Source organism: Sphingomonas sp. URHD0057 (genome assembly GCF_000620665.1).
Lineage (GTDB): Bacteria > Pseudomonadota > Alphaproteobacteria > Sphingomonadales > Sphingomonadaceae > Sphingomicrobium.
Genome location: NZ_KK211162.1, coordinates 341,980 through 364,786, shown reverse-complemented (window position 1 = coordinate 364,786; position 22,807 = coordinate 341,980). Strand labels below are relative to the sequence as shown.

Genomic DNA, 22,807 nt, shown 5'->3' with positions numbered 1-22,807 from the left:
CCTAAAAGGCCTGGCCGAGCGACACGGTGACGGCGAGCGGGCCATCGCCTTTCTCGCGGTTGAGCGGCACGCCGACATCGATGCGGATCGGCCCGAAGCTCGAATAATAGCGGGCGCCGACGCCGGCAGCGAAGTGCCAGTCCTTGACGTCGGGCAAGGCCTTGGTGGTCAGCGAGCCGCCGTCGAAGAAGGGCACGAGGCCAAAATTGCCGCCGAATTGCTTCAGGCGGATGCGGGCTTCTACGGCGAACTCCATGAGCCCCCGGCCGCCCACCGGATCCCCGTCGACATCCTTGGGCCCAAGCCGCTGATAGCCGTAGCCGCGAACCGATCCGCCGCCCCCTGAGTAGAACCGGCGGGAGGGCGCAATGTCGAAGGCGGACGCGCCAAGGATCGTGCCGACCCGAACCCGGCCGGCGGCGACGACGCGGTCGGACACGGGGTGATAGGCGCTGGCGTCGAGCTGCACGCGGCCATAGGCGAACTTGCCACCATGCGCCGAAATCTCCGGGCTGATCCGGCCGCTGAGGCGAAACCCGCGGGTCGGATCGAGCAGGCTGTCGCTGCCGTCGTAGCCGAGGCTCGCCGGCACAGCAGCAATGAGGAAAGTGCGCGTGTCCTTGAGGCCGGCGCTGCTGAAGACGCCGCGCTCGTCTGTCGCCAACAGCTCGCCGCCCGCCGTCCACGTCCACTTCTTTTGCCAGATGAAATTGCTCTGGCGCTCGATATTGCCGGCGAGGAGGATCGTGCGCGCTTCGTAGGCGTCGAAATTCTGGTGCGAGGCCGAGGCCTGCAGGTTCAGCACCTGGTCGCGCCGGAGGAAATTGCTTCGGCGGAACTGCACGCCCGCCAGCTGCTCCCGGGTGCCGCCAATCGCGCGGAGGGTCAGCGCCCCTTCGGGATTGAAGAAATTGCGGTCGGTCCAGCTGGCTTCGAGGCGAGCGCCCTGCCCCGTCCCGTAACCGAGCTCCCCGGCGATGGTGTGCTGCGGCGCCGGCTCGAGGCGGACCGCGAGGTCGACCGTGCGGCCGCCGTTGACCGGAACGACACGGATTTCCGCGACCGAAACGAGCCCGGTGGCGATCAGCGCACGGCGCAGGTCCTCGATCTTGGAGCGCCTGAACGGGGATCCCGACTTGAAGCGCGCGATCGTCGCGATGTGGCGCGCGCTGAACGGCGGCTTTCCCGACACGCGGATCTGACCGAAGCGTGCGACCGGACCCGGATCGACGGGCAGGCTCAGCGTCGCGAGATGCGTCTGGTGGTTGATCTCGATGTCCTGCTCGCCGATCTTCGCCTCGGCGAACCCTTGCTCGCCCAGGGCGACCATGAGCGCAGCGCCGCCCGAAATGACGTCCTGGGCAATGACCGGGTCGCCGGCGCCGACCCCGAACGCCGCGCGGAGCTTCGCCTGGTCTTCCGGGCCCGCGGCTTCCAGGCCCGGCAGCTTGACCGATGCGAAATGATATTGGGTGCCGGGCTCGGCAGTGAGGACGACGCGGAGCAAGCCGCCGGCGCGTTCGGTCCTCGGCTCGACCACGGCATCGTAATAGCCCTGGCTGCGCAGCAATTCGGCGAGGAGGTCGGCGTCGGCGCGCGAGCGGCGGCCGATCTGGGCACTGTTCGCCGGATCCTTGCGGTCGGCCTCCAGCGCGGACTGCTTGCGGAACTCGGCAAGCAGGTCTCCGGCGTCGCCGATCGGGGTCAGGCCCTCGACGACGAGCGTGTAGCGGACTTCGCTGCTGCCCTCGTCGGTTGCGGCATTCTGGTCGGCAGCCGGTGCCGGCTCGGTGCTGTCCCTGGCGTTGAGGTCGGGCCAGGCGACGTCGAGGTCGGGCATCGGATCGAGCGGTGCGCTGGGGTCGAGCTCGGCGGCGTCGGGAACGAGCGGCGGCTGCGCAGCCGGATTTTGAGCAAAGGCCGGAGTGATCGCAAATGCGGAAACGGCGGCCGCGCACAGCAGCCGCGCGGCTATACGCGTTGAACCCCGCCCGCTCATCCGGGACCAGCCTTAGCCAGCCCCCCTGAACGGCGCCAGTATCAATGCGGTCTGGCGAGCGACCTTTTCGCCGACGCGCATCCTACTGGAAAATTTGGCGCTAGTGGACGGTGCCGCGGACCTCATCGCTGCTCAGGGCAACGATCACGCGCTCGATCTGCCGCCAGTGGCAAAAGCGGCTGACATTGCCGAGATCCCGGCTGCGTTCGGCCCGCGCCGCGGCCTCGATGCAGGCTTCCGGCCCGTAATGCTCGATGAGGTCGGATGCATCCGCGAGGGCCGGGCGGCCATTGATGAACGGGGAATCCATCCCCGCTCCTTAGGCTCGCGGCCCTTTCCCGACTGCGGATGATCGCGGTCAACGAAGCATTGACTATATTGTCGAACCCGGGTGGGACGCCTCCCCATGAATTCGCGAACGACCCGCGCCGGCGGCTGCTTCCTGATGATCTGCATCCTCGCCGGCTTCCCGCTTGGCTTGGCGATCGGCAATCCGATGAAAGGGATCCTGATCGGGACCGGCGCCGGAATTGCCATCGCGGTCCTCACCTGGCTGGTCGATCGCCGCCGCTAGCTCAAACGAGCTTGCGCCCGGCCCAAATCACCCGGCCGACGCACTGAAGCCCGCTGAGGTCGCAGTCGGGCCAGTCCGGGTATGCCGGGTTGTCGGACTGTACGGTCACCCGCCGCCCGGCCGGATGCAGTGCGATCCGCTTGACGACCAGGGCGTCCTCGATCCGGAGAACGTACACGCCATCGCGCAGCCGCTCCTCGCAATCGCCGAGGTCGACCAGGATGTCGTCGCCCTGATTGAGCGTCGGCGACATCGAATCGCCTTCGACCCGGATGATCGAAAGCCGGTCGGAAGGCGTGGCGGTCAATGCCTTCAACCAGCGCTCGTCGAATGCGAAGTAAGGCTGGCCCGCTTGTTCCGACACAATTGCGCCGGGTCCGGCAGAGGCACGAACCGGCGTGCGGTTGATCGCGACCAGGCCGGCGGTCGTATCGTCCGGCCCCCCGAGGATCGCTTCCGGTACCGCAAAGTAGCGGGCGAGCTTGCGCCGTTCCTCTTCCTTGAGGCGCCGCGGCACCCCGCGCCGGACGAATTGCTGAATGTAAGCCGGGTTGCGGCCGAGCATGCGGGAGAGGCCGGCAAAGTCCTCGCCTCTCTCGACGCACAGACGGTCGAGGACATTACGCGGATCGGGCAACATGGTTGCTTCGCCTTTAGCTATAGGAATATACCTAGACAAGTAGGAAATGCGTTGGGAAGGAATGCGGGCCGAGTCGCATTCTCTATAAGGAATCACCCGTGCATTTGCTTAGAGAGGTAGAAAAATTTTTGCGCCAATCTGAAGTCCCTCCCACCCGGTTCGGTCGAATTGCGATGGGCGATCCGCGCTTCGTCTTCGACCTTCGCAATGGGCGAGACCCGCGGCCGGGCACCGTGGCACGCGTCCTTGCGTATCTGGAGACTGCGCAATGCTGAGGGCCGCAATGTCGCCGGCCGCCTCCGGCTTGCTCCGCGCCCTGATCGAAAGGACGGGGGTCGAGCGAAATAGGATTCTGCTTACGGGTCTCGATTCCTGCGATTGGCAGTCGCTCACGTTCGTCGGCGAGCGGCATGAGCTGCAGCTGCGCATCCTGCCTCCGGTAGCCGAGGCGGCGGCTCGGCGGCTGTGCGAAGGGCTAGGTGACGCCGAGTTCGACATCCCCGGCCAGCTTGTCGTCGACATCGCGGTTCGAGCCGGTCCCACGCTTTCGGCGGACGGCTCGACGCTTCTCACGATCGAGGCGCTAACCATCGAGGAATAAGCGATCGGTTCAACTCAGTGAACGGCGGAGCTCGCTTAGCGCGTCGTAGAGCACTTGCGAATCGTCTTTAGGCGGGCCGGGCGGCGGCATTGCGTGCGGATCGAACAGGCGCACGACCCGCGAATCCGAGCTGAGCGCGGACAGGATATCGTCGAGGACAAGCTCGTCCTGCTCCTCGGCCTCGATCGCGCGATCGGCTTCGGCGAGAAGCTCCGTCACCGGCCTCTGTTCGGCCTCAGCGCCAGGCGAACGGCCGGCGGGAATCCGTCGCAGTCCGGCGAAGCACAGCCCGAGCGATCCTGCGCCCGCAAGCGCGGCATTGGTCTGCCCAGTGGGGATCGCGTGACATGCATAAGCCACCGCCGCCGCAAGCACTGCCGCGGCACCGGCATCGACTGCCGTCTCGATCCAGCCAATCGCGCGTCCGTCCATGGGACGCTATGTACCAGCCAATCCTTGCCAGACGGTTAGGCGGGCAGCTCGCTCGGCTCGCGGATTTCCGTAACCTCGGGGGCGTTTTCGATGAGGTCGATGAGCGCATTGGTGAACGCTTCGACGTCTTCGGGCTTGCGGCTGGTGACGATGTTGCCGTCGGTAACCGCCGGCTCATCGACGACATTCGCGCCGGCATTCTTGAGGTCGGTGCGGATCGATGGCCAGCTGGTCGCGGTGCGTCCCCTCAGCAGGTCGGCCTCGACCAGCAGCCAGGGCCCGTGGCAGATCGCCGCGATCGGCTTGCCCTGCCGATCGAACTGGCGGATCAGCTCGATCACGTTGCCGTGGAGGCGCAGCGTGTCGGGGTTGCGCACTCCGCCGGGGAGGATGAGCGCATCGAAATCATCGGCATTCGCCTCGTCCACTGTCAGGTCCGGTCGGATGGTCCTGCCGGGGTCGTCGTGGATCGTTGCCTGGATCGGGTCGCGCTTCAGCGAAGCGACCACAACATCTGCGCCACGCTTCTGCAAAATCTCGCGCGGCCCGAAAAGCTCCCATTCCTCGAAGCCGTCCGTCGCGACAATCAGCACTCGTGAATCGGGAATCAGCGGCATCGTCAGCCTCCTTCAGGAACTCGCCCGCCCGCCGCACGCTTATGCGCCTCGATGAGTCGAGTGAAGCGTAACGCGCCGTGTTGAGGCACAGCAGCGACAGCGAGCCCGGCTATACCCGCAAGCGCATGGGCCGCTATTGGGCCTATTTCGACGGCGACAAACGGGTCACCGACCGCGACACTATCGACCGCTTGAACGCCATCGCCCTTCCTCCGGCCTACAAGGATGCCTGGTTCTGCAAGGACCCGGACGGGCATCTCCAGGCGACCGGGATCGATGACCGCGGCCGCAAGCAATATCGTTATCACAAGGACTTCCGGGCGCAGGCCGAGTCCGACAAATTCGCCAGGCTCGCCGAGTTCGGCAAGGCGCTGCCGAAGATCCGCCGCAAGGTTGACCAAGACCTCAGGAAGCGCGCGTTGAGCAAGGACAAGGTGGTCGCCGCCGTGGTGCGCCTGCTGGACGACGAATATCTCCGCGTTGGGAACTCGGAATATGCGAAGGAGAACAAGAGTTTCGGAGCGACCACCCTGCTCAGCCGACAGGTCCACGACGACGGCCGCAAGGTGAAGATGCGCTTCGCCGGCAAGAGCGGCGTGCAGCAAGAGGTGACGATCACCGACCGGACGCTCAAGCGGATTGTACGCCAGCTGCAGGAGCTGCCGGGCCAGCAGCTGTTCCAATACGTCAACGGCGACGCCAATCCGCACCATGTCACGTCGAGCGACGTCAACGACTACATTCGCGGCGCGACGGACGGAGACTTCACCGCCAAGCATTTCCGCACCTGGGGCGCGACCGTGCTCGCCTTCGAGCAAATGCTGGACAAGGCGGAGCATGCGCGGCTGAGCGTCAACACGATGGTCGAGCCGGTCGCCGAGGCGCTCGGCAACACCGTGGCGATGAGCCGCAAGGCCTATGTCCACCCGGCCCTGATCGAGGCGGTCAAGGACAATCCGCGCGACCCCCTCAAGGGCCTCGAGCGCCAGCGCGCCCGCAAGTGGCTGTCGGCGTGCGAAGTCGCGCTGATCCCGTTTCTGAAGAAGGTCGCGAGGAAGGCGAAGCGCACAGCGGCTTGATTGCAACAGCGCCGACCGCCAAGAGCGCGGCGATGGCGCCCACCCTCAATCCGATCCGGCCGACTCAGAGCGTCCTCGAATGGCTCATCGCCAATCGCGATGGGGTGCTGATCGGCGCGGCCGTCGCCGCGGCCATCGTCGCGCTGATGATTGTCGCGCGGATGATCGGGCAGCGAATGGTCGAGCGGGAGAGCGCAGCCGCGCATTTTGGCTGGCGCAGCGTGCTCGGCCGAGTGCTGGCCAGGACCACGATCTCCTTCATGGTCATGGCCGCGATCGACATCGTCGCGACCTATGCCGAACCGCCGGCGCGCGCGCAGCACCTGGTCGACATCGGCTTCACGATCGCCTTCGCTTTGCAGGGGGCGATTTGGGCGCGCGAGCTGATCCTCGCCCTCATCGCCCGCCGCGTCGGCAACGGCGAGACCGAAAGTGCGCTGAACAACGCCAATGCGATCATCCGCGTGCTCGTCAGCGTCGCCCTGTTCGCGATCGCGACCGTCGTCATCCTCGACAACCTCGGGGTCAACGTCACGGCGCTGGTCGCGGGACTCGGGATCGGGGGCATCGCCATCGGCCTCGCCGCGCAGGGCATTTTCTCGGACCTGTTCGCGGCGCTCGCGATCCTGTTCGACAAGCCGTTCAAGCGCGGCGACATCATCCAATACGATCAGACCACGGGGACGGTCGAGCGGATCGGCCTCAAGACCACGCGATTGCGCTCGGTGACCGGCGAGCAGGTGGTGATGTCCAACACCAAGCTGCTCGAGCGGGAGATCCACAATTTCAACGTCGGCCGCAGCCGCCGCACGTCCCTGCCCTTCGGCCTGGTCTACCAGACCTCACCGGACGACCTCGACAAAGTCATGTCGCTGGCCAAGGCGGCGGTCGAATCGCGCAAGGGATGCACCTTCGTCCGCTGCGCCATCCTCGGCTTCGGCCCGTCGAGCATCGACTTCGAGTTGCTTTACGATTCGCGTAGCGTCGACTTGAACAAGGTCGCGGGCGACCGCACCGCGGTGGTGCTCGCGGTCCTCCGCAGCTTCGCCGAGCACGGGATCCAATTCGCTTATCCGGCGCAGACCACCTTCACCGCGGCGCCCGACGGAAAGCTGGTGATGCCTTACGCGGAACTCGCCAAGGCGCGTTGATGCCGCTCGCCACCCTCGAGGATATCCGCAGCCGGACCGGCGAGGAGGTCGGCGTTTCGTCCTGGATCGTCGTCGACCAGACGCGGATCAATGTCTTTGCCGAAGCGACCGACGACCGGCAGTTCATTCACGTCGATCCGGCGGCCGCCGCGCAAACCCCGTTCGGCGGCACGGTCGCCCATGGCTTTCTGACCCTGTCGCTGTTGTCGCGCATGGGCGCCGAGGCGATGCTGCTTCCGGACGGCCTCAAGATGGCGGTCAATTACGGCCTCGACCGCGTCCGCTTCCTCGGGCCGGTGCGATCCGGCAGCCGCGTGCGCGGCCGCTTCCGCCTTGACTCGGTCGAGGAGAAAGCGCCGGGCCAAATCCTGCTGCGCCACACCGTAACGGTCGAGATCGAGGGCGAGGACAAGCCCGCACTGACCGCCGAATGGCTCGGCCTGATGTTCGTTTGAGGAGAATTGAATGCGCGACGCCGTGATCGTCTCGACCGCCCGCACCCCGATCGGTCGCGCCTATAAAGGCGCGTTCAATGCAACGCCGGGGCCGACGCTGGGCAGCTTCTCGCTCAAGCCCGCGATCGACCGCGCCGGCATCGAACCGGGCGAGATCGACGATGTCGTCTGGGGGGCGGTGCTCACCCAGGGCACGCAGTTCGGCAATATCGGCCGGCAAGTCGCGCTGCGCGCGGGATGCCCGATCACCGTGTCGGGCATGACCATCGACCGCCAATGCTCGTCCGGCTTAATGGCGATCGCCACCGCCGCAAAGCAGATCATCACCGATCGCATGGACGTGGTCGCGGCGGGAGGGCAGGACAGCATTTCGCTGGTCCAGACGCCGGAAATGCGCATTGCACCCGATCCGTCGCTGATGACCATGCACAAGCATGTCTACATGCCGATGCTGCAGACGGCGGAAACGGTGGCCCAGCGCTACGGCATCAGCCGCGAGCTGCAGGACGAATATGCACTCAAAAGCCAACAGCGCACCGCTGCTGCGCAGGCTGCGGGCCGGCTCGACGACGAGATCGTCCCCGTGACCACGACGATGATGGTCAAGGACAAGGACACCGGCCAGGTCTCGCAAAAGGAAGTGACGATTTCCAAGGATGAGGGAAATCGCGCCGACACGACGCTGGACGGGTTGTCGGGCCTCAACCCCGTCCTTGGGCCGAACACGTCGATCACCGCAGGCAACGCCAGCCAGTTGTCCGACGGCAGCTCGGCGTCGATCCTGATGGAAGCCAAGGAAGCCGAACGGCGCGAAATTGCGCCGATGGGCCGCTATGTCGGGATGGCGGTCGCAGGCACCGAACCCGACGAGATGGGCATCGGCCCGATCGAGGCGGTGAACAAGTTGCTCAAACGCTTTGACTTGAACGTGGACGATATCGGACTGTGGGAGTTGAACGAGGCCTTCGCCGTACAGGTGCTCTACAGTGCCGAGCAGCTTGGCATTCCAGAAGACCGAATGAATGTCGACGGCGGGTCGATCTCGATCGGCCACCCCTATGGCATGAGCGGGGCGCGAATGACCGGCCACGCCCTGATCGAAGGCAAGCGCCGCGGCGCGAAGCACGTCGTCGTCGCCATGTGCGTCGGCGGCGGAATGGGCGCCGCCGGGCTGTTCGAGGTGCTATAAGCTCAGGCTGTTAGGAGCTGATCATGATCACTTCGTATGTAATCCTGGGCGTCCTCCTGCTGTTCTTGCTGGTCAGTTCCTTGAAGAGTTTCGGCATCAACCAGGAATATCAACGCGGCGTGCTGTTCCGTCTTGGTCGCCTCGGCGTCACCAAGGGCCCGGGCTGGTATTGGCTGATCCCGTTCGTGGACCGGGTGGTGCGGGTGGACATGCGGACCATCACCTACCAGCTCGAAACCCAGGAAACGATCACCCGAGACGGCGTCGCCGTCCGCGTCAACGCGGTCCTGTGGTTCCGAGCCGATTCGGCGGTCCACGTCGTGACATCGGTGGAAAAATGGATGTCCGCCACGGTTCAGGCGGCGGAGACTGCGCTCCGCGATGCGATCGGGCAGAGCGAGCTCGATCAGATGCTCAAGGACCGCATTTCGATCAACAAGCGCATGCAGGAGCTGCTCCGCGAAGCCTCGCTCAAATGGGGCGTCGAAGTGGATTCGGTGGAGATCAAGGACGTCGACATCCCCGAGCAGATGCAGCGCGCGATCGCCAAGGAAGCCGAAGCGATCCGCGAAAAGCGCGCCCGCATCATTCGCGCGGAGGGTGAGCAGGAGGCGGCGACCAAGCTTTCGCAAGCGGCCGACACGATCAGCGCGTCGCCGGGCGCTCTCGAGCTCAGGCGGCTGCAAACGCTCACCGAGATCGGCGTCGAGCATAACAGCACGATCATCGCCATGCTCCCCGTCGAGCTCGTCCACGCCGCGCGCAAAATCGCCGGCATGCCCGCAATCGACGAATAAGGCGCTCATGCGACCGATGAAGTCCGCCATCCTCCTTGCGTCGGGGTTGATTGCCGTGACGGCCGCGCGGCTTGCTGCGGCACGGCCGAGTGCGCCGGCCCCACTCGAGGTGGTCGACTCAACCGCAGACTTCGACCGGGTGTGGCGGTCGACCGCGGATCTGCCCGACGAGCAGCGGGTGGCCGCGTTCGAGGCCGGGTTCGCCAAAATTCTCCCCGGTTTCTACGCCGCCGATCGCGTCAAGGATTACATGACGCCCGAACATTATCGCAGATTCGTCCTCAAGGGGCTGAAAAGCTACCCGGAGAACCAGGCGGGAATCCACCGCGTAAGCCGGCAATTTGAAAGTTTGGTCGCGCCCGCTCGGAAGCAGTTCGAATCCATCTTCGGTCCGATGCGCGGATACCCGCCGATCTATCTCGTCGTGAGTTTCGGAGAGTTCGACGGCGGGACTCGCGACCTTCCGGAAGGCACCCGCCTGATGTTCGGCGCCGATGTCATCGACAAACTTTACAGCACGACGCCGATCAAGCCCTTTGTCGAGCACGAGCTGTTCCACTTGCTGCATCACCGTACCTTCCCCGATTGCGAGCCGGTTTGGTGCAATCTGTGGGAAGAAGGCCTTGCGACCTATGTCGCCTCGACCCTGAATTCCGGCGCGAGCGACACCGCCCTCGGCCTGACGTTTCCAGGTCCGCTGCGGCAGGCCGTCGAAGCCCATCGTCAGGAAGCGGTCTGCGCCGTCCGGTCGCGGCTAAGCTCGAAGGAGCCCGCGGACTATGGGCCTTTGTTCATGGGCGGCGGCGAACCGCTCTCACCCAACTTGCCGCGGCGCTTTGGCTATTACGTCGGACTGCTGGTCGTTAGCGACATCGGCAAAACGCGCAGCCTGAAACAGCTCGCCGCGCTCAAGCCCGAAGAAGCGCACGTGCTTGTCGAGCAGAGCCTCGCGCGCATGGCGAGCTGCGAGCCCATGCGAACGTGAACGCCGTACAGCTGATCGCCCTCGCCTCCACGGTCAGCCTGCTTGCCGGCTGGCGGCTGTATCTGGTCACTTTCGCGGTCGGTCTTGCGATGAGGTTCGGCTGGGTTGCGCTGCCCGAGCAATTGCGCGCGCTCGACGTGCTCGCCAACAATTGGATCATCGGGATCGCGGGCTTGGGAGCTATCGCTGAGTTCTTTGCCGACAAGATCGCGTGGGTCGACAGCATCTGGGACGCCATCCACTCGGTGATCCGGCCGATCGGCGGCGCGCTGTTGTCGATGGCGATCATCGATGGCGGCGACCCCGCCTGGCAGGTCGGCAGTTTGCTCCTTGGCGGCGGCGCGGCCTTCCTCGCCCATGCCGGCAAGGCCGGGGCGCGGACGCTGGTCAACGCCAGCCCCGAGCCATTCTCCAACGTCGTCGTTTCAACCGGAGAGGATGTCGCCACCGGGGGGCTGCTCGCGCTCGCCATGGCCAATCCCGTCGCCGCCGCGCTGATCGCGATCATCCTGGTCGTCGCATCGCTGTGGCTGGTGCTGGCCGCGCGGCGCGCGTTGAAACGCTGGCTTGAACCTAAACGCCCGCGAACGGGTTAAGCCTTCCAACCAGGGAGGAGCCGCATGCCCGAATCCAATCGCCCGCTGGTCGAACGCGTCGCCCGCGTGCTCGCCGGCGCAGCGCACAGCAGCAACGCCGAAGGCAGCGATCCTTCGGCCGGAGACAAGGTCGACCTTGCTTGGCGCGAGCACGTCAATCAGGCCGAAGCGGTATTGCACACCATGCGCGAGCCCGACGAAGCGATGGCCGCGGTCGGCGATGTGGAGATGTGGCGTAACATGGTCGAGGCCGCGATCGCGCAGCGCGTCGATTGAGCCGCCGCAACGCCAAGGGGGCTGAAGCCAAGGGCGCCGACCCACGTTGGACGCTGGTCGCCTGCATCCTGGCGTCAAGCCTGTCCTTCGTCGACGGCTCGGTGCTCAACGTCGCGCTGCCGGCGATCCGCGCGAGCTACGGCGCGGGTGCTGCCGAAGTGCAATGGGTGGTCAACGCCTACCTGCTGCCGCTGTCGGCGCTACTGCTGCTCGGCGGAGCGCTCGGCGACCATTTCGGGCGGCGGCGGCTGCTGGTGATCGGCACCAGCCTGTTCGGAATCGGGTCGCTGCTGTGCGCGCTGGCGCCGAGCCTCCCCTTGCTGCTCGGCGCCCGGGCCGCGCAGGGCGTGGGCGCGGCGCTTCTACTGCCCAACAGTCTAGCGTTGCTCAACGCCGCCTATTCGGGCGAAAGGCGCGGCCGCGCGGTCGGAATATGGGCGGCAGCCGGCGCCGCGGCGGCGGCGGTTGCGCCATTGCTCGGCGGCTGGCTGGTCGGCACCGTCGGCTGGCCGGCGATCTTCTACATCAACCTGCCGCTTGCGGCGGGAGCAATTCTGTTGGCACTGCTGTTCGTCACCGAAAGCCGCAATCCCGGCGCGGGCCGCACCGATTACGCGGGTGCATTGTTCGCCACGGCGGGACTCGGCGGCGCCACCTACGGCCTCACCCGCTGGTCGTCGTCGGGTGCCTTCGACGCCATTACGGGCGGATCGATCGCCGCCAGCATCGTTTTGCTCGGCGCCTTCGTAGCGGTCGAGAAGCACCGCGACGAAAAGGCGATGATGCCGCTGACCCTATTCGCCGACCGCTGCTTTTTCGGCCTCAATTTGATGACCTTTCTGCTCTACGGCGCAATGGGCGCGGCAATGCTGATCGTCCCCTATGTGCTGATCGAAGCCGCCGGCTATTCGCCGATCGAAGCAGGGCTTGCCCTGCTCCCCCTGGCGATCCTCATCGCCATCGGCTCACCGATCATGGGCCAGCTCGCGGCGCGGATCGGGCCTCGGCGGCCGCTGACGGTCGGCCCGCTGGTCGTCGGCGCGGGGATGCTCGCCGGCTTGAGGATCGGGGAGCACCCATCCTATTGGGCCGACGTGCTGCCGTGCGTCGGCGGGATTGCGCTTGGCATGGCGGTGGTGGTTGCGCCGCTGACTTCATCCGTGCTTGGCTCGGTCAACGAGCAGCATGTCGCTTTGGCGTCGGGCTTCAACAGCGCCGTGGCGCGGATCGGCGGGCTGATCGCGACTGCTTTGCTCGGCGTGGTCTTGGCGAAGAACGGCGCCGAGCTGATCGGCGGACTTCATGGGGCGCTGATCGTTTCGGCCGTCGTCAGCGTCGCCGCCAGCGTTGCCGCTCTGACGTTACTCGGTCGTGTGAAGATGAAAAACGCCTAGCGTTTCGCCTTGGCGATGAAGCCGTCAATCACGGTTTCGAGCAAAGTCATCGGCACGCTTCCGCCGAGCACCACGGCGTCGTCAAAGCGGCGAAGGTCGAACTTCGATCCAAGGGCGGCCTGCGCCTTATCGCGCAGGCGATTGATCTCGAGATGGCCGAACTTGTAGCCGCACGCCTGCCCCGGCATCGCGCAATAACGGTCGACTTCGCCGGTGACCGAATTGCGGTCGTCGCCATTGGTGATGGCGAACCAGTTGATCGCCTGATCGCGCGTCCAGTGCATCGCGTGAAGGCCGGTGTCGACCACCAGCCGGCACGCACGGAACCCCATCGATTGCAGATAGCCGAGCTGTCCGAGCGGATCGTCGGCATAGACGCCAAGCTCGTCGGCCAGCTGCTCCGCATACAACGCCCAGCCTTCGCTGTAGGCGTTGAACGCCAGCATTGAGCGAATGAGCGGCATGCGATTGGCATAATCGCCCTGCCACACGTGCCCCGGAATGCCCTCATGGTAGCACAATGTCGGAAGCGAAAATTTCGGCCATTCCGAGGTGTCGCGAAGGTTGATGTAGTATTGGCCCGGCACCTTGCCGTCGATCGAGCCGGCGGCGGCATAGCCGCCCGGCGCGCCCGCCTCGATTGAGGGTGGCACGCGCTTGATGATCAGCCGGCCCGGGACCATGGTGGCGAACGCGCGCGGGAGGCGGGTCCGGATGTCCGCGATGCGGCCGTTCAGATAGGCCAATAGCTGCTCGCGTCCGGCGGCGGTGTTCGGGTACAGCTGCGCCGGGTCCTTGCCGAGCGCGGCCATGCGCGCACCGATCGTGCCGCCGGTCAGGCCTTGCTTCTGCATGATGCCTTCCATGCGCGCCTGGATCGTCTTGACCTGGTCGAGTCCGAGCTGATGGATCTCCTGCGGCGTCCGGTTGGTGGTCGTCCCGGCCCTGAGCGCCCAGCGATAATAAGCCTCGCCGTCCTTGAAGTGCCAAACCCCGGCATCCGAAGTCGCGACCGCGCGATGGCGCTTCAATTCCTCGAGCTGGCGCTGGAGCGCCGGGATGACGCCCGTCGCCATGGATTGCTTCACCCGGTCGACGATCTTGCCGTCGAGCCTGGCCTTGGCGAGCGACTTCTGGAGCGAACCCACAACGCCCGACTGATCGGGCTTCTCGGCGGCACCGGCGCCGATGATCCCGATCGTCTTGTCGAGGGTGAAATCGGGCGCGACGACGCCCAGCGCGCGATCGTGCGCCAGCCGCTCCGTCTCGCCGTCGACGTCCCTGGCGTAAGCATCGACCCGATCGGCGAAGGCGGCCGCTTCCTGTTCGTTGGTCACCGAATGCCGGCTGTCGAGGAAATCCGGAAAGTCGATGAATGCCCCGCCGAGCTGGTTCACCACATAGGGCGTGTTGCGAAACCCAATGTTGGGATCGAGGTTGATCGCGTCGCCGAATCCGAATCCGAATCCGTCGACCGCGATCTGGTGGGCCTCGCGCGCAACTGCGGCGTTGAGGTCCGCGGGCTTGCCGAGGTCGAGAGCATCGAGGCGCTGCAGTGTCGCGTAGCGCTTGCGCGCCGCTTCCGCTCGGGCCGCCACGCCCGCCGGCGTGCGATCGGTCAGGCGATGGTTGAGAGGCTCATCCTTGCCAGTGGCGATGCCAAGGATGGTCGCATTCTCCGGATATTCGGCGAGGATTTCCTGGGCCATGCCCTGCAGTTGAGCGGCCAGGTCGCCGCCGCTGCTTTGCTCGCCCGAAGGCACTTTCGATGCCTTGCATCCAGCGAGCAGGCTTGCGGCCGCCGCCGTTCCCAGAAACTCACGCCTGCCGAGCATCGCCCTCTCCCTCTGACGAAGCGCGCTATAGCCGCAGAGCGACGGTCGAACAGGGAATTTCGGCGAACGGGGTCAGTTGTTGGCGGCGATGAACTTTTCGACCACCGGCGCGATCCGCTCGCGCCACTTGCGGCCGTTGAAAATGCCGTAGTGGCCGACATCCCTGGCCATGAAATATTTTTTCTTCGCGGGCGGCACTTTGGTCGAAATGTCGAGCGCGGCCTTGGTCTGGCCAAGCCCGGAAATGTCGTCGCGCTCGCCTTCGATCGCAAGCAAGGCGGTGTCGTGAATTGCGGTCGGGTCCACGCCCATTCCGCGATGCTTGAGCTCGCCTTTCGGCAGCAGGTGCCGCTGGAAGACGACGTCGACGGTTTGCAGGTAGAATTCCGCGGTCATGTCGCAAACGGAGCGGTATTCGTCGTAGAAATGCCGCGTCGCATCCGCGCCTTCCTCGTCGCCGACGACCAGATGTTTGAACATCTCCCAGTGGCTGATGAGGTGCGAGCCGAGGTTCATGGTCATGAACCCGGCGAGCTGAAGGAAACCCGGGTAGACCTTCCGTCCCGCCCCCGCGTAGATCATCGGCACGGTCGCGATCACATTGTTCTCGAACCAGGCGAACGGCCGCTGCGTCGCCAGCGTATTGACGGCGGTCGGCGCTTTGCGGGTGTCGATCGGGCCGCCCATCATGGTCAGCGTCTTGGGCCGCCATCGATTCCTGGCCTTGGCCATCAGCGCGGTTGCCGCATAAGCGGGCACCGCCGGCTGGCAGACGGCGAGCAAATGCGGCCGCTCGCCGGTGCGCTCGCCGATCGTCTCGAGGAACTCGATCAGATAGTCGACATAGTCGTCGAAATCGAAGGTGCCGTCGCTCAGCGGGACCAGCTTCGCGTCGCGCCAGTCGGTGATGTAGACGTCGTGACCAGGTAGCAGGCGCTCGACGGTTCCGCGCAACAGCGTCGCATAGTGCCCGGACATCGGCGCGACGACGAGCATTGCCGGGCCTGCCTCGGCGCCATCCTTGAAGAAGCGCTTGAGCTGGCCGAACGGTTTGCGGAGGATGATCTCCTCGGCGACCGGAACGTCCTTGCGGCCATCGCGAGCCGAGACGATCCCGAACTCGGGCTTGCCGCGCGGCGCCGAGGCGTGCGCGAAAACCTCGAGGCTGGCCGCGACCAGCGGACCCATCGAGCTGTAGCCCCATGGATTGGACGGATTGTTGAGCCATCCGGCGCCCAAGCCCGCAAGCTTGCTCGCACCTGCGAGAAGCGAGCGCTGCACTTCATAGGCGTCGTAGAGCATCGAACCTCATTGCTGCCATGGAGGGAGAGATGCTGATGTGGCCCCCATTTGCCACGCTTGCAAGCCATGTTGCAGTGCAAAAAGCTGCGCCGGTTCGATGCCAAAGGCGCGCGCGCCAGTTCGCGCCCTACCAGACGACGTCGTTGGTCTTGCTAAAGGATGAGGTTCGGCGGCGGCGTGTTGACCGCCAGGGTGACGTTCTGCAGCGTCAGCATAAATTCCGCAGTGCTCGCAAAGCCGTCAGTGTCGCCGTAGATCTCGACGTTCGCTCCGTTCTGAACCAGCCAGATCGAATAGGCAGCCGCACCGTTCGCACTGAACGCGAAGGCTTGGTCGCCCGCTAGCTGGGCGTTCGGATCGATCGACTGAAGCGAGATGCCGTCGAGCCCGGACTGGAAGTCGGTGATGAAATCGCCGCTGTCGAATACGCTGTTGTAGATGAAGGTATCGCCATCCGCTCCGCCCGTCAGCGTATCCACATTGTAACCACCGAAAATGAGATCGCGGCCGATGCCGCCGTCAATCGTATCGAAGCCGCTGCCGCCGTAAATCTGGTCGAGGCCGTCGCCGCCCAAGAGGTAATCATTGCCGCTGCCGCCGTAGACGAAGTCGTTGCCGAGATCCCCGCTGATGAGGTCGTTCCCCGCTTGCCCCATCAGCACATCGCCGCCGTCGCCGCCGTACACCGTGTCGTCCCCCGCGGCCGCATAAACGGTGTCGCCGCCGCCCTGCATGTCGAAGGTCTGGTTGGCCGATCCGCCGGTGACGACCTCGGCCGCCGAAGTTCCAATGACCGTCGTGTTGAGGTTGTCGGTGCCCGCGGCCCCGCGACCCGCGTCCAGATTGTTGGGATCATTGGTGTTGCTGTAGGGACTGACCACCACCCAGTCGGTCGCGCCGTTGATCAGGATGCCGATGGTCTGCGCGGTGCCGTCCGCCGCATAAACGGTGAAGCTGTCGCTGAGAGTCTGGCCGGTGTTCAGGCTGTTCACCTGCGAATTGACGTTGTCGAGCGTATATTGCCACGATCCGTCGGTCGTCAGCGTGAACTGTCCATAGCCGCCGGCCGACGAGGTCGGACTGGTCACGGCCTGGAAGTGCGGGTCGCCGCCATAGTCCTGAATCGTCAGGGTTCCGGCGGCCGTCGGCGTTCCGGCGCTGCCGTAGCGAGCTTCGACCACGGCTCCGCTGGTGGCGCCGCCGATCGTCGCCGCATCATTTGCATCGAAACTGAGACTCGTCACAACCGGGGCATGGCCGTCATAGACAGAATAACTGAGCGTAACCGGCCCAACGTAGCCCCCGGTCGGCGTGATGGTGTAGGTCGCGAACGATCCCGACCCGCTCTGCGTAATCGTCGCATGGTCGGCCTGCAGGTTCAGGACGCTGAGCCGGTCGTTGCTGTCGACGTCGGTCCAGCCCTGGAGCAACTGCGCTTCGGTCAGGGTGAACGGCTGTCCGCTATGTTCCTGCGGGATGGTGAACGCCGTGCCGCTAAGCACGGCCAGGTCATTGTGCCCCTGCACGGTGAATGTGCCGGAAGCGGTGCTGGATACTCCGAACTCGTCGGTCACCTTGTAGGTGTAGCTGACAGCCTGCGACGAGCCCGTGGAAAGGAACTGATACGCTTGCACCGTCGTGTCGATGGTCACGGTTCCATCCGCGTTCAGTGTCATTCCCGGTGGCGCGGTACCGACCAGGCTGTAGGTGAGAATTGCTCCGTTATCCGGGTCGGTCGCCCTGATCTGGCCGGTCCTCACCGTATCTTCGAACACGGTATCGATCAGGTTCAGCGCGACCGGCGCGTCGTTCACGCCGGTTACGTGCAGCGTGATCGTGCCTGCCGTCGCAGCGCCGAATTGGTCGGTCGCCGTATACCCAACGGCGAAGTCGCCGGTCTGGCCGGCAGCGAGAGACTGATAGGCGCTGCGCGACGAATCGAATGTCCAGCTGCCGTCGCTGAGCAGGGTAAAGCCGAAGCCGCCGCTAACCGCCTGGTATTTGATCGTCGCGCCAGCGTCGGCGTCGGTTGCAGCCGTGATCCTGCCCGAGCTCGTCGTGTCTTCGGTCGCATTGATCACCACCCCAGGCGCGGTCGGCGCGTCGTTGGCGCCGGCGATCGCCAGAGTCACGCTGTTCTGAGCGCTGAGGCCATATTCGTCCGTGACGCTGTAAATCGCGGTCACGGTCCCGCTGTCACCGGAATTCATCGCCTGATAGGCGGAATCGCTGGGATCCAACGACCAATGGCCGCTGCTGTCGAGACTGAAGCCCGCGGGCGCATCCCCGACCAGCGCGTAAGTGAGCTGCGCGCTGGCGTCTAGGTCGGCTCCCGGGAGCTGACCGCTGATCGGCGTATCCTCGCCGAGCTGAGCGGCGACCGCCGAAGCTGTCGGGCCATCATTAGTCCCGGTAACCGCGAGAGTTAGGAAGGATGCGGTGGTCGCGCCATGTTCGTCGGTGACGGTGAACGGCACTTGGACAGTCTGGATCTGTCCTTCGGCGAGGCCTTGGTAGGCATCGTTCGACGCATCGAACGTCCAGCTGCCATCGGCTGCGAGGGCGAAGCCCGCGGGCGCATCGCTTCCGAGCCCAAAGCTCAGCTGCGCGCCGTTGTCCTGGTCGAGCGCAGAAAGTTGCCCGGAAACGGTCGCGCCTTCCGCCACTTCCGCGGCATGCGAGTTCGTCACCGGCGTGTCGTTCACTCCGGCAACGGTCAGCGTCAGTGTCGAGACCGAAGCCGCGCCGCGCTCGTCGGTGACGACGTAATTGATCGAGATGTCTGCCGCTTCGCCTTGCGCGAGAGTCTGATATACCGACTGGCTGGCGTCGAAGGTCCAGCTTCCGTCGGTGGCCAGGGCGAACCCTGCGGGAGCTCCGCCGACAAGGCCATAGCTGAGCGTCGCGCCGCTGTCCGGATCGCTTGCGGAGAGCTGGCCCGACACCGCCCCGTCCTCGGCGACATTGCCGGAGCTTGCGCTCGCGAGAGGCGCGTCATTGGTGCCGGTAACCGTCCAGCTGACAGACGCCGGAGTGCTCGCCGTGCCATCGGTTACCGAATAGGTCACGGTCACGACCTTCGTCTCGCCGGCGGCCAGCTGTTGATAGGCGGCATTCGACGGATCGAGCGTGAACGCGCCGGTCGAGGAATTGTAAGTGACGCCCAGCGGAAGATCCTGCGCCGCTGGCACATTGACCACCGACAAGTGCGAGTTGGCATCAACGTCGTGCGCGTTCGCAAGAGCATTCAACGCAACCGCAGCGCCGTCCTCGCTCGCGGTGCCAAGCACTGCGCCGCTCACTTGGGGTGCATCGTTGGTACCAGTGAGGGTGAGGATCAAGGTCGAGCTGCTCGTCGCGCCATGCTCATCCGTTACAGTATAGGAGACTGCCAACTGGCTCATGCTGCCGGCGCCAAGCCCCTGGTAGGCAGGATTGGAACCGTCGAACGCCCAGCTGCCATTGCTCATCATGGTGAAGCCGGCCGGCAATTGTCCGGTCGTGGCGAAAGTGAGAACCGAACCGTGATCGACGTCGCTGTCGTTGAGCGCAACGGAGCCCGTCGTCAGCGAATCTTCCGCGACCAGGCTCGTATCGGCGCGCGCAACCGGCGCATCGTTCGTGCCGGTGATGGTCACTTGCACCGACGACCAGACCAAGGATCCGTTCGACAGCCGGATTGCGTAGAGGAAGCTGTCCTGGAGTGTCTCGCCGGCAGCAAGGCTCTGCACTTGAGAATTGATAAAGCCTGTCTGGTACGCGACTTGCCCATCGGCGGTGATCGAGATCAGAGCGCCGAGCTGACTCTGCTCGCCGATGCCGACCCCATCCTGGCTGAGCAGATCGGTGACCGAATTGTTGTCGAGCGAATAAAGCGTCGATTTCTTGGCGTCGTTCGAAAGCACGTTGAAATTGAGCGTGCCGGACGCGGCCTGGTCTTCGGTAACCGAATAAGCGTCGTTGCTAGAAGCCGGCCCAGCGGCGATCGATGGTGCTTTCGCCATAATTCCCCCCGTACGAATTACGCCACACCCCAAGGGGTCGCAGTCGGATCATCGTAAGACACTATTTAAACATGAGTTAATGGCCAATGTCATTATTCTTTGAGACATGGCCGTGACATTTGAGGCGTTGCCGCCACGCTGTTAGGAAGCGGACATGGCGACCAGCCCCACGAGCAGACCCAAAGGCCGCAGCGTCAGAAGCCTGCGCATGGTGTGGGGATTTGCGACCCGCTACCCGGCGCACATCGCGATCGCCGCGCTGGCGCTGCTGCTCGCTGCGGGCGCGACCTCGGGCGTACCCTATGCGTTCAAGCTGATCATCGACAAAGGCTTCGCGCCAGGGGCGGGCACGACCCGCGACATCGCCCGTTGGTTCGAATATCTCCTGGGCCTCGTCGGGTTGATGGCGCTGGCAACGGCGGTCCGCTTCTATTTCGTGTCGTGGCTCGGCGAGCGCACCGTCGCCGACATTCGCCTCGCGGTGCACCGGAACTTGCTGCGGATGTCCCCCGGGTTCTTCGAAGAGAACCGGCCGGCCGAGATCACTTCCCGCATAACGGTGGACACGACGATCATCGAGCAGGTCGTCGGCACGACCGTGTCGGTCGCGCTGCGCAATCTCGTCATGGGCGCGGCGTGCATCATCATCCTGTTCGCACTGGCGCCCAAGCTTGCCGGCCTCATGCTGCTCGGCGTCCCGCTGATCATCGGGCCGATCGTGCTGCTCGGCCGTCAGGTCCGGCAGGTTTCGACACGGAGCCAGGACCGCATCGCCGATGTTGGCACGGTGACCAGCGAAGTGCTTGGCGCGATGAAGATTGTCCAGGCCTTCAACCAGCAGGGCCGTGAGGCATCGCGCTTCGCCGCGGCGGTCGAACGGGTGTTCGCGACCGCCAAGCGCCGCATCCTGTTGCGCGCGATCATGACGTCAATCGTCATCTTCCTTCTGTTCAGCGCGATCACGATGATCATCTGGCAGGGCGCGATCGACGTCGCCGCGGGCCAGATGAGCGGCGGAACCATCGCCGCGTTCGTGCTCTACGGCGGACTTCTCGCCGGCGCGTTCGGAGCGCTATCGGAGGTCTATGGCGACCTGTTGCGCGCCGCTGGCGCATCGGAGCGCCTGGCGGAATTGCTTGACGCGGAGCCGGACATCCGTGCTCCCGCGGAACCGGTCGCCTTGCCTGAGCCCGCTCGCGGCGAGCTCGTGTTCGAGCGGGTGACCTTCCACTACCCGACGCGGCCCGAGACGTCGGCGCTCGAGGAATTCAGTCTCGCCGTAATGCCCCGCGAACGGCTCGCGGTGGTTGGGCCCTCGGGCGCGGGCAAGACCACCATCTTCCAGCTCGCGGAGCGCTTTTACGATCCGCAGCGCGGGCGAGTGCTGTTCGACGGCATCGACTTGAAAGACGCCGACCCGGCAGACCTTCGTCAGCGGATCGCGATGGTGCCTCAGGAAACGATCATGTTCGCCGCTAGCGCGCGTGACAACTTGCGCTACGGCAATTGGGAGGCAAGCGAAGATGAACTGTGGCAGGCTGCGCGCGACGCCAATGCCGAAGATTTTCTGCGCGCGCTCCCCGATGGGCTCGAAACCTTCATGGGCGAGGGCGGCGCGCGGCTGTCGGGCGGGCAAAGGCAGCGCATTGCCATCGCCCGCGCGCTGCTGCGCGACGCGCCGCTACTGTTGCTCGACGAAGCGACCTCGGCGCTCGACGCCGAAAGCGAGCGGCTGGTGCAGGACGCACTCGACCGCTTGATGGCCGACCGAACGACGATCGTCATTGCGCACCGGCTCGCCACGGTACGCGCGGCGGACCGCATCGTGGTGATGGACGAAGGGCGGATCGTCGAAGAAGGCACGCACGCAACGCTCAACAAGCGCGGCGGCCTGTACGCCCGGTTGGCGCGCCTCCAGTTCGAGGACCGCGCAGCCTAAGCGTTCGCGCCGCCGCCTTCCGTCTTGCGGCCAGCCGGGCGCTTGCGCGCGGCGGTCCGCTGACGCGCCGGCGCCTTGCGCGGAGCTTTGGCGGCAGTCGATGGCTTGGCCGCGCTCTTCGCCGCAGTCCGCTTTGCCGCAGGCTTGCGCGCCGCGGACGACCGGCTCGCTCCACCGCTGGCGGTCTTGGTCCGCGTAGATGTTGCTGCGCGCTTGCGCGTGCCCGCGGCTTTGCGCGCGCCGGTCGATCGTTTCGCGGCAGCCTTGCGGCCGCCGCCCGCGCGCGTCGGCGCGGCGTCCTCGGTCCATTTGCCGGACATCACCCGCTGCGCGGCATCGGCCACCGCTTCGGCGATGATCGACCCGAGCTTGGTCGCGCTCGACATCATGCTGCTCGCCGCTTGCGACGCTGAGTCCGCGGCATCGAGGCCGGCGTCGCGGATTGCGCGGCGCGCCTTCGGGCTGGCGCTGATCGCCGCGGCGGCGGCGGCGAGACCGGCGGCGAGCATTTCCTTGCTCATCGCCGCTTTGGCGAGCTTGTCGACCGTGGCGTTACCCGAACCAGAACTCTTGCGTGAGGATTTGGCCATCGCTTCAATCTCCCATCATTCGCGGAAAAAGACACTTCAAAGCTGTAACGGTTCCCGAATGATAGGACTCAACAACTGTAATGGACAGTATTCGAACAGGGTAAATTGTGCCGCTGCGTGACGGCGCGGAAGACACGCAGAAATGTTAAAGGGCACCGCCGCGCAATGCAGCGGTGCCCTTCGACATGGTCAGCGGCCGAAGGTGTGGCCGTTCGTCAGCGCTTAGAGCCTACGAACACCCCTCTCCGACCTCTGTGCTGAACCATGAGACATCGGATCACCTCCTTTCGCTGCGTTAAAGCCAAGGAGAAGATGAGTCTTCTTTGCGCGTAACGCAAGACTTGTAATGCGG

At 65.2% G+C, this 22,807-nt stretch carries 21 protein-coding genes; 12 read left to right on the top strand and 9 right to left on the bottom strand.

The window, feature by feature from the left end:
- Position 1: 1 nt before the first annotated feature.
- Together N539_RS0110620 and N539_RS0110615 are read right to left on the bottom strand one after the other, a co-directional pair.
- Entirely contained in the window at positions 2–1,999 is a 1,998-nt protein-coding gene (locus N539_RS0110620) for an autotransporter assembly complex protein TamA (protein ID WP_028970236.1), read from the bottom strand.
- A 100-nt stretch (positions 2,000–2,099) separates the two neighbouring features.
- Positions 2,100–2,309, bottom strand: coding sequence for a hypothetical protein (locus tag N539_RS0110615; RefSeq protein ID WP_028970235.1), 210 nt, complete (start codon positions 2,307–2,309; stop codon positions 2,100–2,102).
- A gap of 96 nt (positions 2,310–2,405) precedes the next feature.
- Here N539_RS0110615 and N539_RS18815 point away from each other — a divergent pair, with 96 nt between their 5' ends.
- Positions 2,406–2,573: a hypothetical protein gene (locus N539_RS18815; protein WP_197018405.1), complete on the top strand. Its 168-nt coding sequence runs from the start codon at positions 2,406–2,408 to the stop codon at positions 2,571–2,573.
- A gap of 1 nt (position 2,574) precedes the next feature.
- Here N539_RS18815 and N539_RS0110605 read toward each other — a convergent pair whose 3' ends face one another.
- Positions 2,575–3,213 (bottom strand): S24 family peptidase, encoded by a 639-nt coding sequence (locus tag N539_RS0110605; RefSeq protein ID WP_037552740.1) that lies wholly within the window; start codon positions 3,211–3,213, stop codon positions 2,575–2,577.
- Between the two features lie 268 nt (positions 3,214–3,481).
- Here N539_RS0110605 and N539_RS16675 point away from each other — a divergent pair, with 268 nt between their 5' ends.
- Entirely contained in the window at positions 3,482–3,814 is a 333-nt protein-coding gene (locus N539_RS16675) for a hypothetical protein (protein ID WP_156029891.1), read from the top strand.
- 9 nt (positions 3,815–3,823) lie between these two features.
- On the opposite strand, the gene N539_RS0110590 is transcribed toward N539_RS16675, so the two are convergent.
- Positions 3,824–4,246: a hypothetical protein gene (locus N539_RS0110590; RefSeq protein ID WP_028970233.1), complete on the bottom strand. Its 423-nt coding sequence runs from the start codon at positions 4,244–4,246 to the stop codon at positions 3,824–3,826.
- Between the two features lie 35 nt (positions 4,247–4,281).
- On the bottom strand, positions 4,282–4,863 hold the full coding sequence (locus tag N539_RS16670) for a DJ-1/PfpI/YhbO family deglycase/protease (protein WP_051531740.1): 582 nt from the start codon (positions 4,861–4,863) through the stop codon (positions 4,282–4,284).
- 77 nt (positions 4,864–4,940) lie between these two features.
- Between N539_RS16670 and N539_RS0110580 the strand changes: the two genes are divergently transcribed.
- Genes N539_RS0110580 through N539_RS0110540 form a run of 9 tightly spaced genes read left to right on the top strand, consistent with a single transcriptional unit; the run spans position 4,941 to position 12,785 of the window.
- Complete coding sequence (locus tag N539_RS0110580; RefSeq protein WP_028970232.1) at positions 4,941–5,942, top strand: DNA topoisomerase IB; 1,002 nt, start codon at positions 4,941–4,943, stop codon at positions 5,940–5,942.
- A gap of 32 nt (positions 5,943–5,974) precedes the next feature.
- Positions 5,975–7,093 (top strand): mechanosensitive ion channel family protein, encoded by a 1,119-nt coding sequence (locus tag N539_RS16665; RefSeq protein ID WP_051531739.1) that lies wholly within the window; start codon positions 5,975–5,977, stop codon positions 7,091–7,093.
- Positions 7,093–7,548: a MaoC family dehydratase gene (locus N539_RS0110570; protein WP_028970231.1), complete on the top strand. Its 456-nt coding sequence runs from the start codon at positions 7,093–7,095 to the stop codon at positions 7,546–7,548. The genes N539_RS16665 and N539_RS0110570 overlap by 1 nt, the downstream gene beginning before the upstream one ends.
- Before the next feature lie 10 nt (positions 7,549–7,558).
- The gene (locus tag N539_RS0110565) at positions 7,559–8,737 is read left to right on the top strand and encodes an acetyl-CoA C-acyltransferase (protein WP_028970230.1); all 1,179 of its coding nucleotides are present in this window, start codon (positions 7,559–7,561) and stop codon (positions 8,735–8,737) included.
- A 23-nt stretch (positions 8,738–8,760) separates the two neighbouring features.
- Positions 8,761–9,534, top strand: a complete 774-nt coding sequence (locus tag N539_RS0110560) for a slipin family protein (RefSeq protein ID WP_037552737.1) — start codon at positions 8,761–8,763, stop codon at positions 9,532–9,534.
- A 16-nt stretch (positions 9,535–9,550) separates the two neighbouring features.
- A complete protein-coding gene (locus tag N539_RS0110555) occupies positions 9,551–10,519 on the top strand; it encodes a hypothetical protein (RefSeq protein ID WP_156029890.1) in 969 nt (322 codons plus the stop codon).
- Positions 10,516–11,115: a DUF4126 domain-containing protein gene (locus N539_RS16660; protein ID WP_037552736.1), complete on the top strand. Its 600-nt coding sequence runs from the start codon at positions 10,516–10,518 to the stop codon at positions 11,113–11,115. Before N539_RS0110555 ends, N539_RS16660 begins: the two co-directional genes overlap by 4 nt.
- 24 nt (positions 11,116–11,139) lie before the next feature.
- The gene (locus tag N539_RS0110545) at positions 11,140–11,391 is read left to right on the top strand and encodes a hypothetical protein (protein WP_028970227.1); all 252 of its coding nucleotides are present in this window, start codon (positions 11,140–11,142) and stop codon (positions 11,389–11,391) included.
- On the top strand, positions 11,388–12,785 hold the full coding sequence (locus tag N539_RS0110540) for a DHA2 family efflux MFS transporter permease subunit (protein WP_028970226.1): 1,398 nt from the start codon (positions 11,388–11,390) through the stop codon (positions 12,783–12,785). The genes N539_RS0110545 and N539_RS0110540 overlap by 4 nt, the downstream gene beginning before the upstream one ends.
- Here the strand turns inward: N539_RS0110540 and N539_RS0110535 are convergent.
- The 3 genes from N539_RS0110535 to N539_RS0110525 form a co-directional block, all read right to left on the bottom strand.
- A complete protein-coding gene (locus N539_RS0110535) occupies positions 12,782–14,620 on the bottom strand; it encodes a DUF885 domain-containing protein (RefSeq protein WP_028970225.1) in 1,839 nt (612 codons plus the stop codon). The two genes, N539_RS0110540 and N539_RS0110535, sit on opposite strands and share 4 nt — an antisense overlap.
- A gap of 72 nt (positions 14,621–14,692) precedes the next feature.
- Entirely contained in the window at positions 14,693–15,922 is a 1,230-nt protein-coding gene (locus tag N539_RS0110530; RefSeq protein ID WP_028970224.1) for a polyhydroxyalkanoate depolymerase, read from the bottom strand.
- 152 nt (positions 15,923–16,074) lie between these two features.
- Positions 16,075–19,926 carry a VCBS domain-containing protein gene (locus tag N539_RS0110525; protein ID WP_028970223.1) on the bottom strand — a complete coding sequence of 1,284 codons (3,852 nt, stop codon included), beginning with the start codon at positions 19,924–19,926 and terminating at the stop codon, positions 16,075–16,077.
- 154 nt (positions 19,927–20,080) lie between these two features.
- Between N539_RS0110525 and N539_RS0110520 the strand changes: the two genes are divergently transcribed.
- Positions 20,081–21,865: an ABC transporter transmembrane domain-containing protein gene (locus N539_RS0110520; protein ID WP_028970222.1), complete on the top strand. Its 1,785-nt coding sequence runs from the start codon at positions 20,081–20,083 to the stop codon at positions 21,863–21,865.
- On the opposite strand, the gene N539_RS17870 is transcribed toward N539_RS0110520, so the two are convergent.
- Positions 21,862–22,455 carry a hypothetical protein gene (locus N539_RS17870; protein WP_028970221.1) on the bottom strand — a complete coding sequence of 198 codons (594 nt, stop codon included), beginning with the start codon at positions 22,453–22,455 and terminating at the stop codon, positions 21,862–21,864. The genes N539_RS0110520 and N539_RS17870 overlap by 4 nt on opposite strands.
- Between the last annotated feature and the right edge of the window lie 352 nt (positions 22,456–22,807).

Excerpts from the sequence above, each read along its gene's own strand:
- N539_RS0110530 (WP_028970224.1), bottom strand. The coding sequence starts at position 15,922 with ATGCTCTACGACGCCTATGAAGTGCAGCGCTCGCTTCTCGCAGGTGCG.
- N539_RS0110615 (WP_028970235.1), bottom strand. The coding sequence starts at position 2,309 with ATGGATTCCCCGTTCATCAATGGCCGCCCGGCCCTCGCGGATGCATCC.
- N539_RS0110590 (WP_028970233.1), bottom strand. The coding sequence starts at position 4,246 with ATGGACGGACGCGCGATTGGCTGGATCGAGACGGCAGTCGATGCCGGT.
- N539_RS0110545 (WP_028970227.1), top strand. The coding sequence starts at position 11,140 with ATGCCCGAATCCAATCGCCCGCTGGTCGAACGCGTCGCCCGCGTGCTC.
- N539_RS0110565 (WP_028970230.1), top strand. The coding sequence starts at position 7,559 with ATGCGCGACGCCGTGATCGTCTCGACCGCCCGCACCCCGATCGGTCGC.
- N539_RS16675 (WP_156029891.1), top strand. The coding sequence starts at position 3,482 with ATGCTGAGGGCCGCAATGTCGCCGGCCGCCTCCGGCTTGCTCCGCGCC.
- N539_RS0110570 (WP_028970231.1), top strand. The coding sequence starts at position 7,093 with ATGCCGCTCGCCACCCTCGAGGATATCCGCAGCCGGACCGGCGAGGAG.
- N539_RS0110560 (WP_037552737.1), top strand. The coding sequence starts at position 8,761 with ATGATCACTTCGTATGTAATCCTGGGCGTCCTCCTGCTGTTCTTGCTG.
- N539_RS0110535 (WP_028970225.1), bottom strand. The coding sequence starts at position 14,620 with ATGCTCGGCAGGCGTGAGTTTCTGGGAACGGCGGCGGCCGCAAGCCTG.
- N539_RS17870 (WP_028970221.1), bottom strand. The coding sequence starts at position 22,455 with ATGGCCAAATCCTCACGCAAGAGTTCTGGTTCGGGTAACGCCACGGTC.
- N539_RS18815 (WP_197018405.1), top strand. The coding sequence starts at position 2,406 with ATGAATTCGCGAACGACCCGCGCCGGCGGCTGCTTCCTGATGATCTGC.
- N539_RS0110605 (WP_037552740.1), bottom strand. The coding sequence starts at position 3,213 with ATGTTGCCCGATCCGCGTAATGTCCTCGACCGTCTGTGCGTCGAGAGA.
- N539_RS0110525 (WP_028970223.1), bottom strand. The coding sequence starts at position 19,926 with ATGGCGAAAGCACCATCGATCGCCGCTGGGCCGGCTTCTAGCAACGAC.
- N539_RS16670 (WP_051531740.1), bottom strand. The coding sequence starts at position 4,863 with ATGCCGCTGATTCCCGATTCACGAGTGCTGATTGTCGCGACGGACGGC.
- N539_RS0110555 (WP_156029890.1), top strand. The coding sequence starts at position 9,551 with ATGAAGTCCGCCATCCTCCTTGCGTCGGGGTTGATTGCCGTGACGGCC.
- N539_RS16665 (WP_051531739.1), top strand. The coding sequence starts at position 5,975 with ATGGCGCCCACCCTCAATCCGATCCGGCCGACTCAGAGCGTCCTCGAA.
- N539_RS0110620 (WP_028970236.1), bottom strand. The coding sequence starts at position 1,999 with ATGAGCGGGCGGGGTTCAACGCGTATAGCCGCGCGGCTGCTGTGCGCG.
- N539_RS0110520 (WP_028970222.1), top strand. The coding sequence starts at position 20,081 with ATGGCGACCAGCCCCACGAGCAGACCCAAAGGCCGCAGCGTCAGAAGC.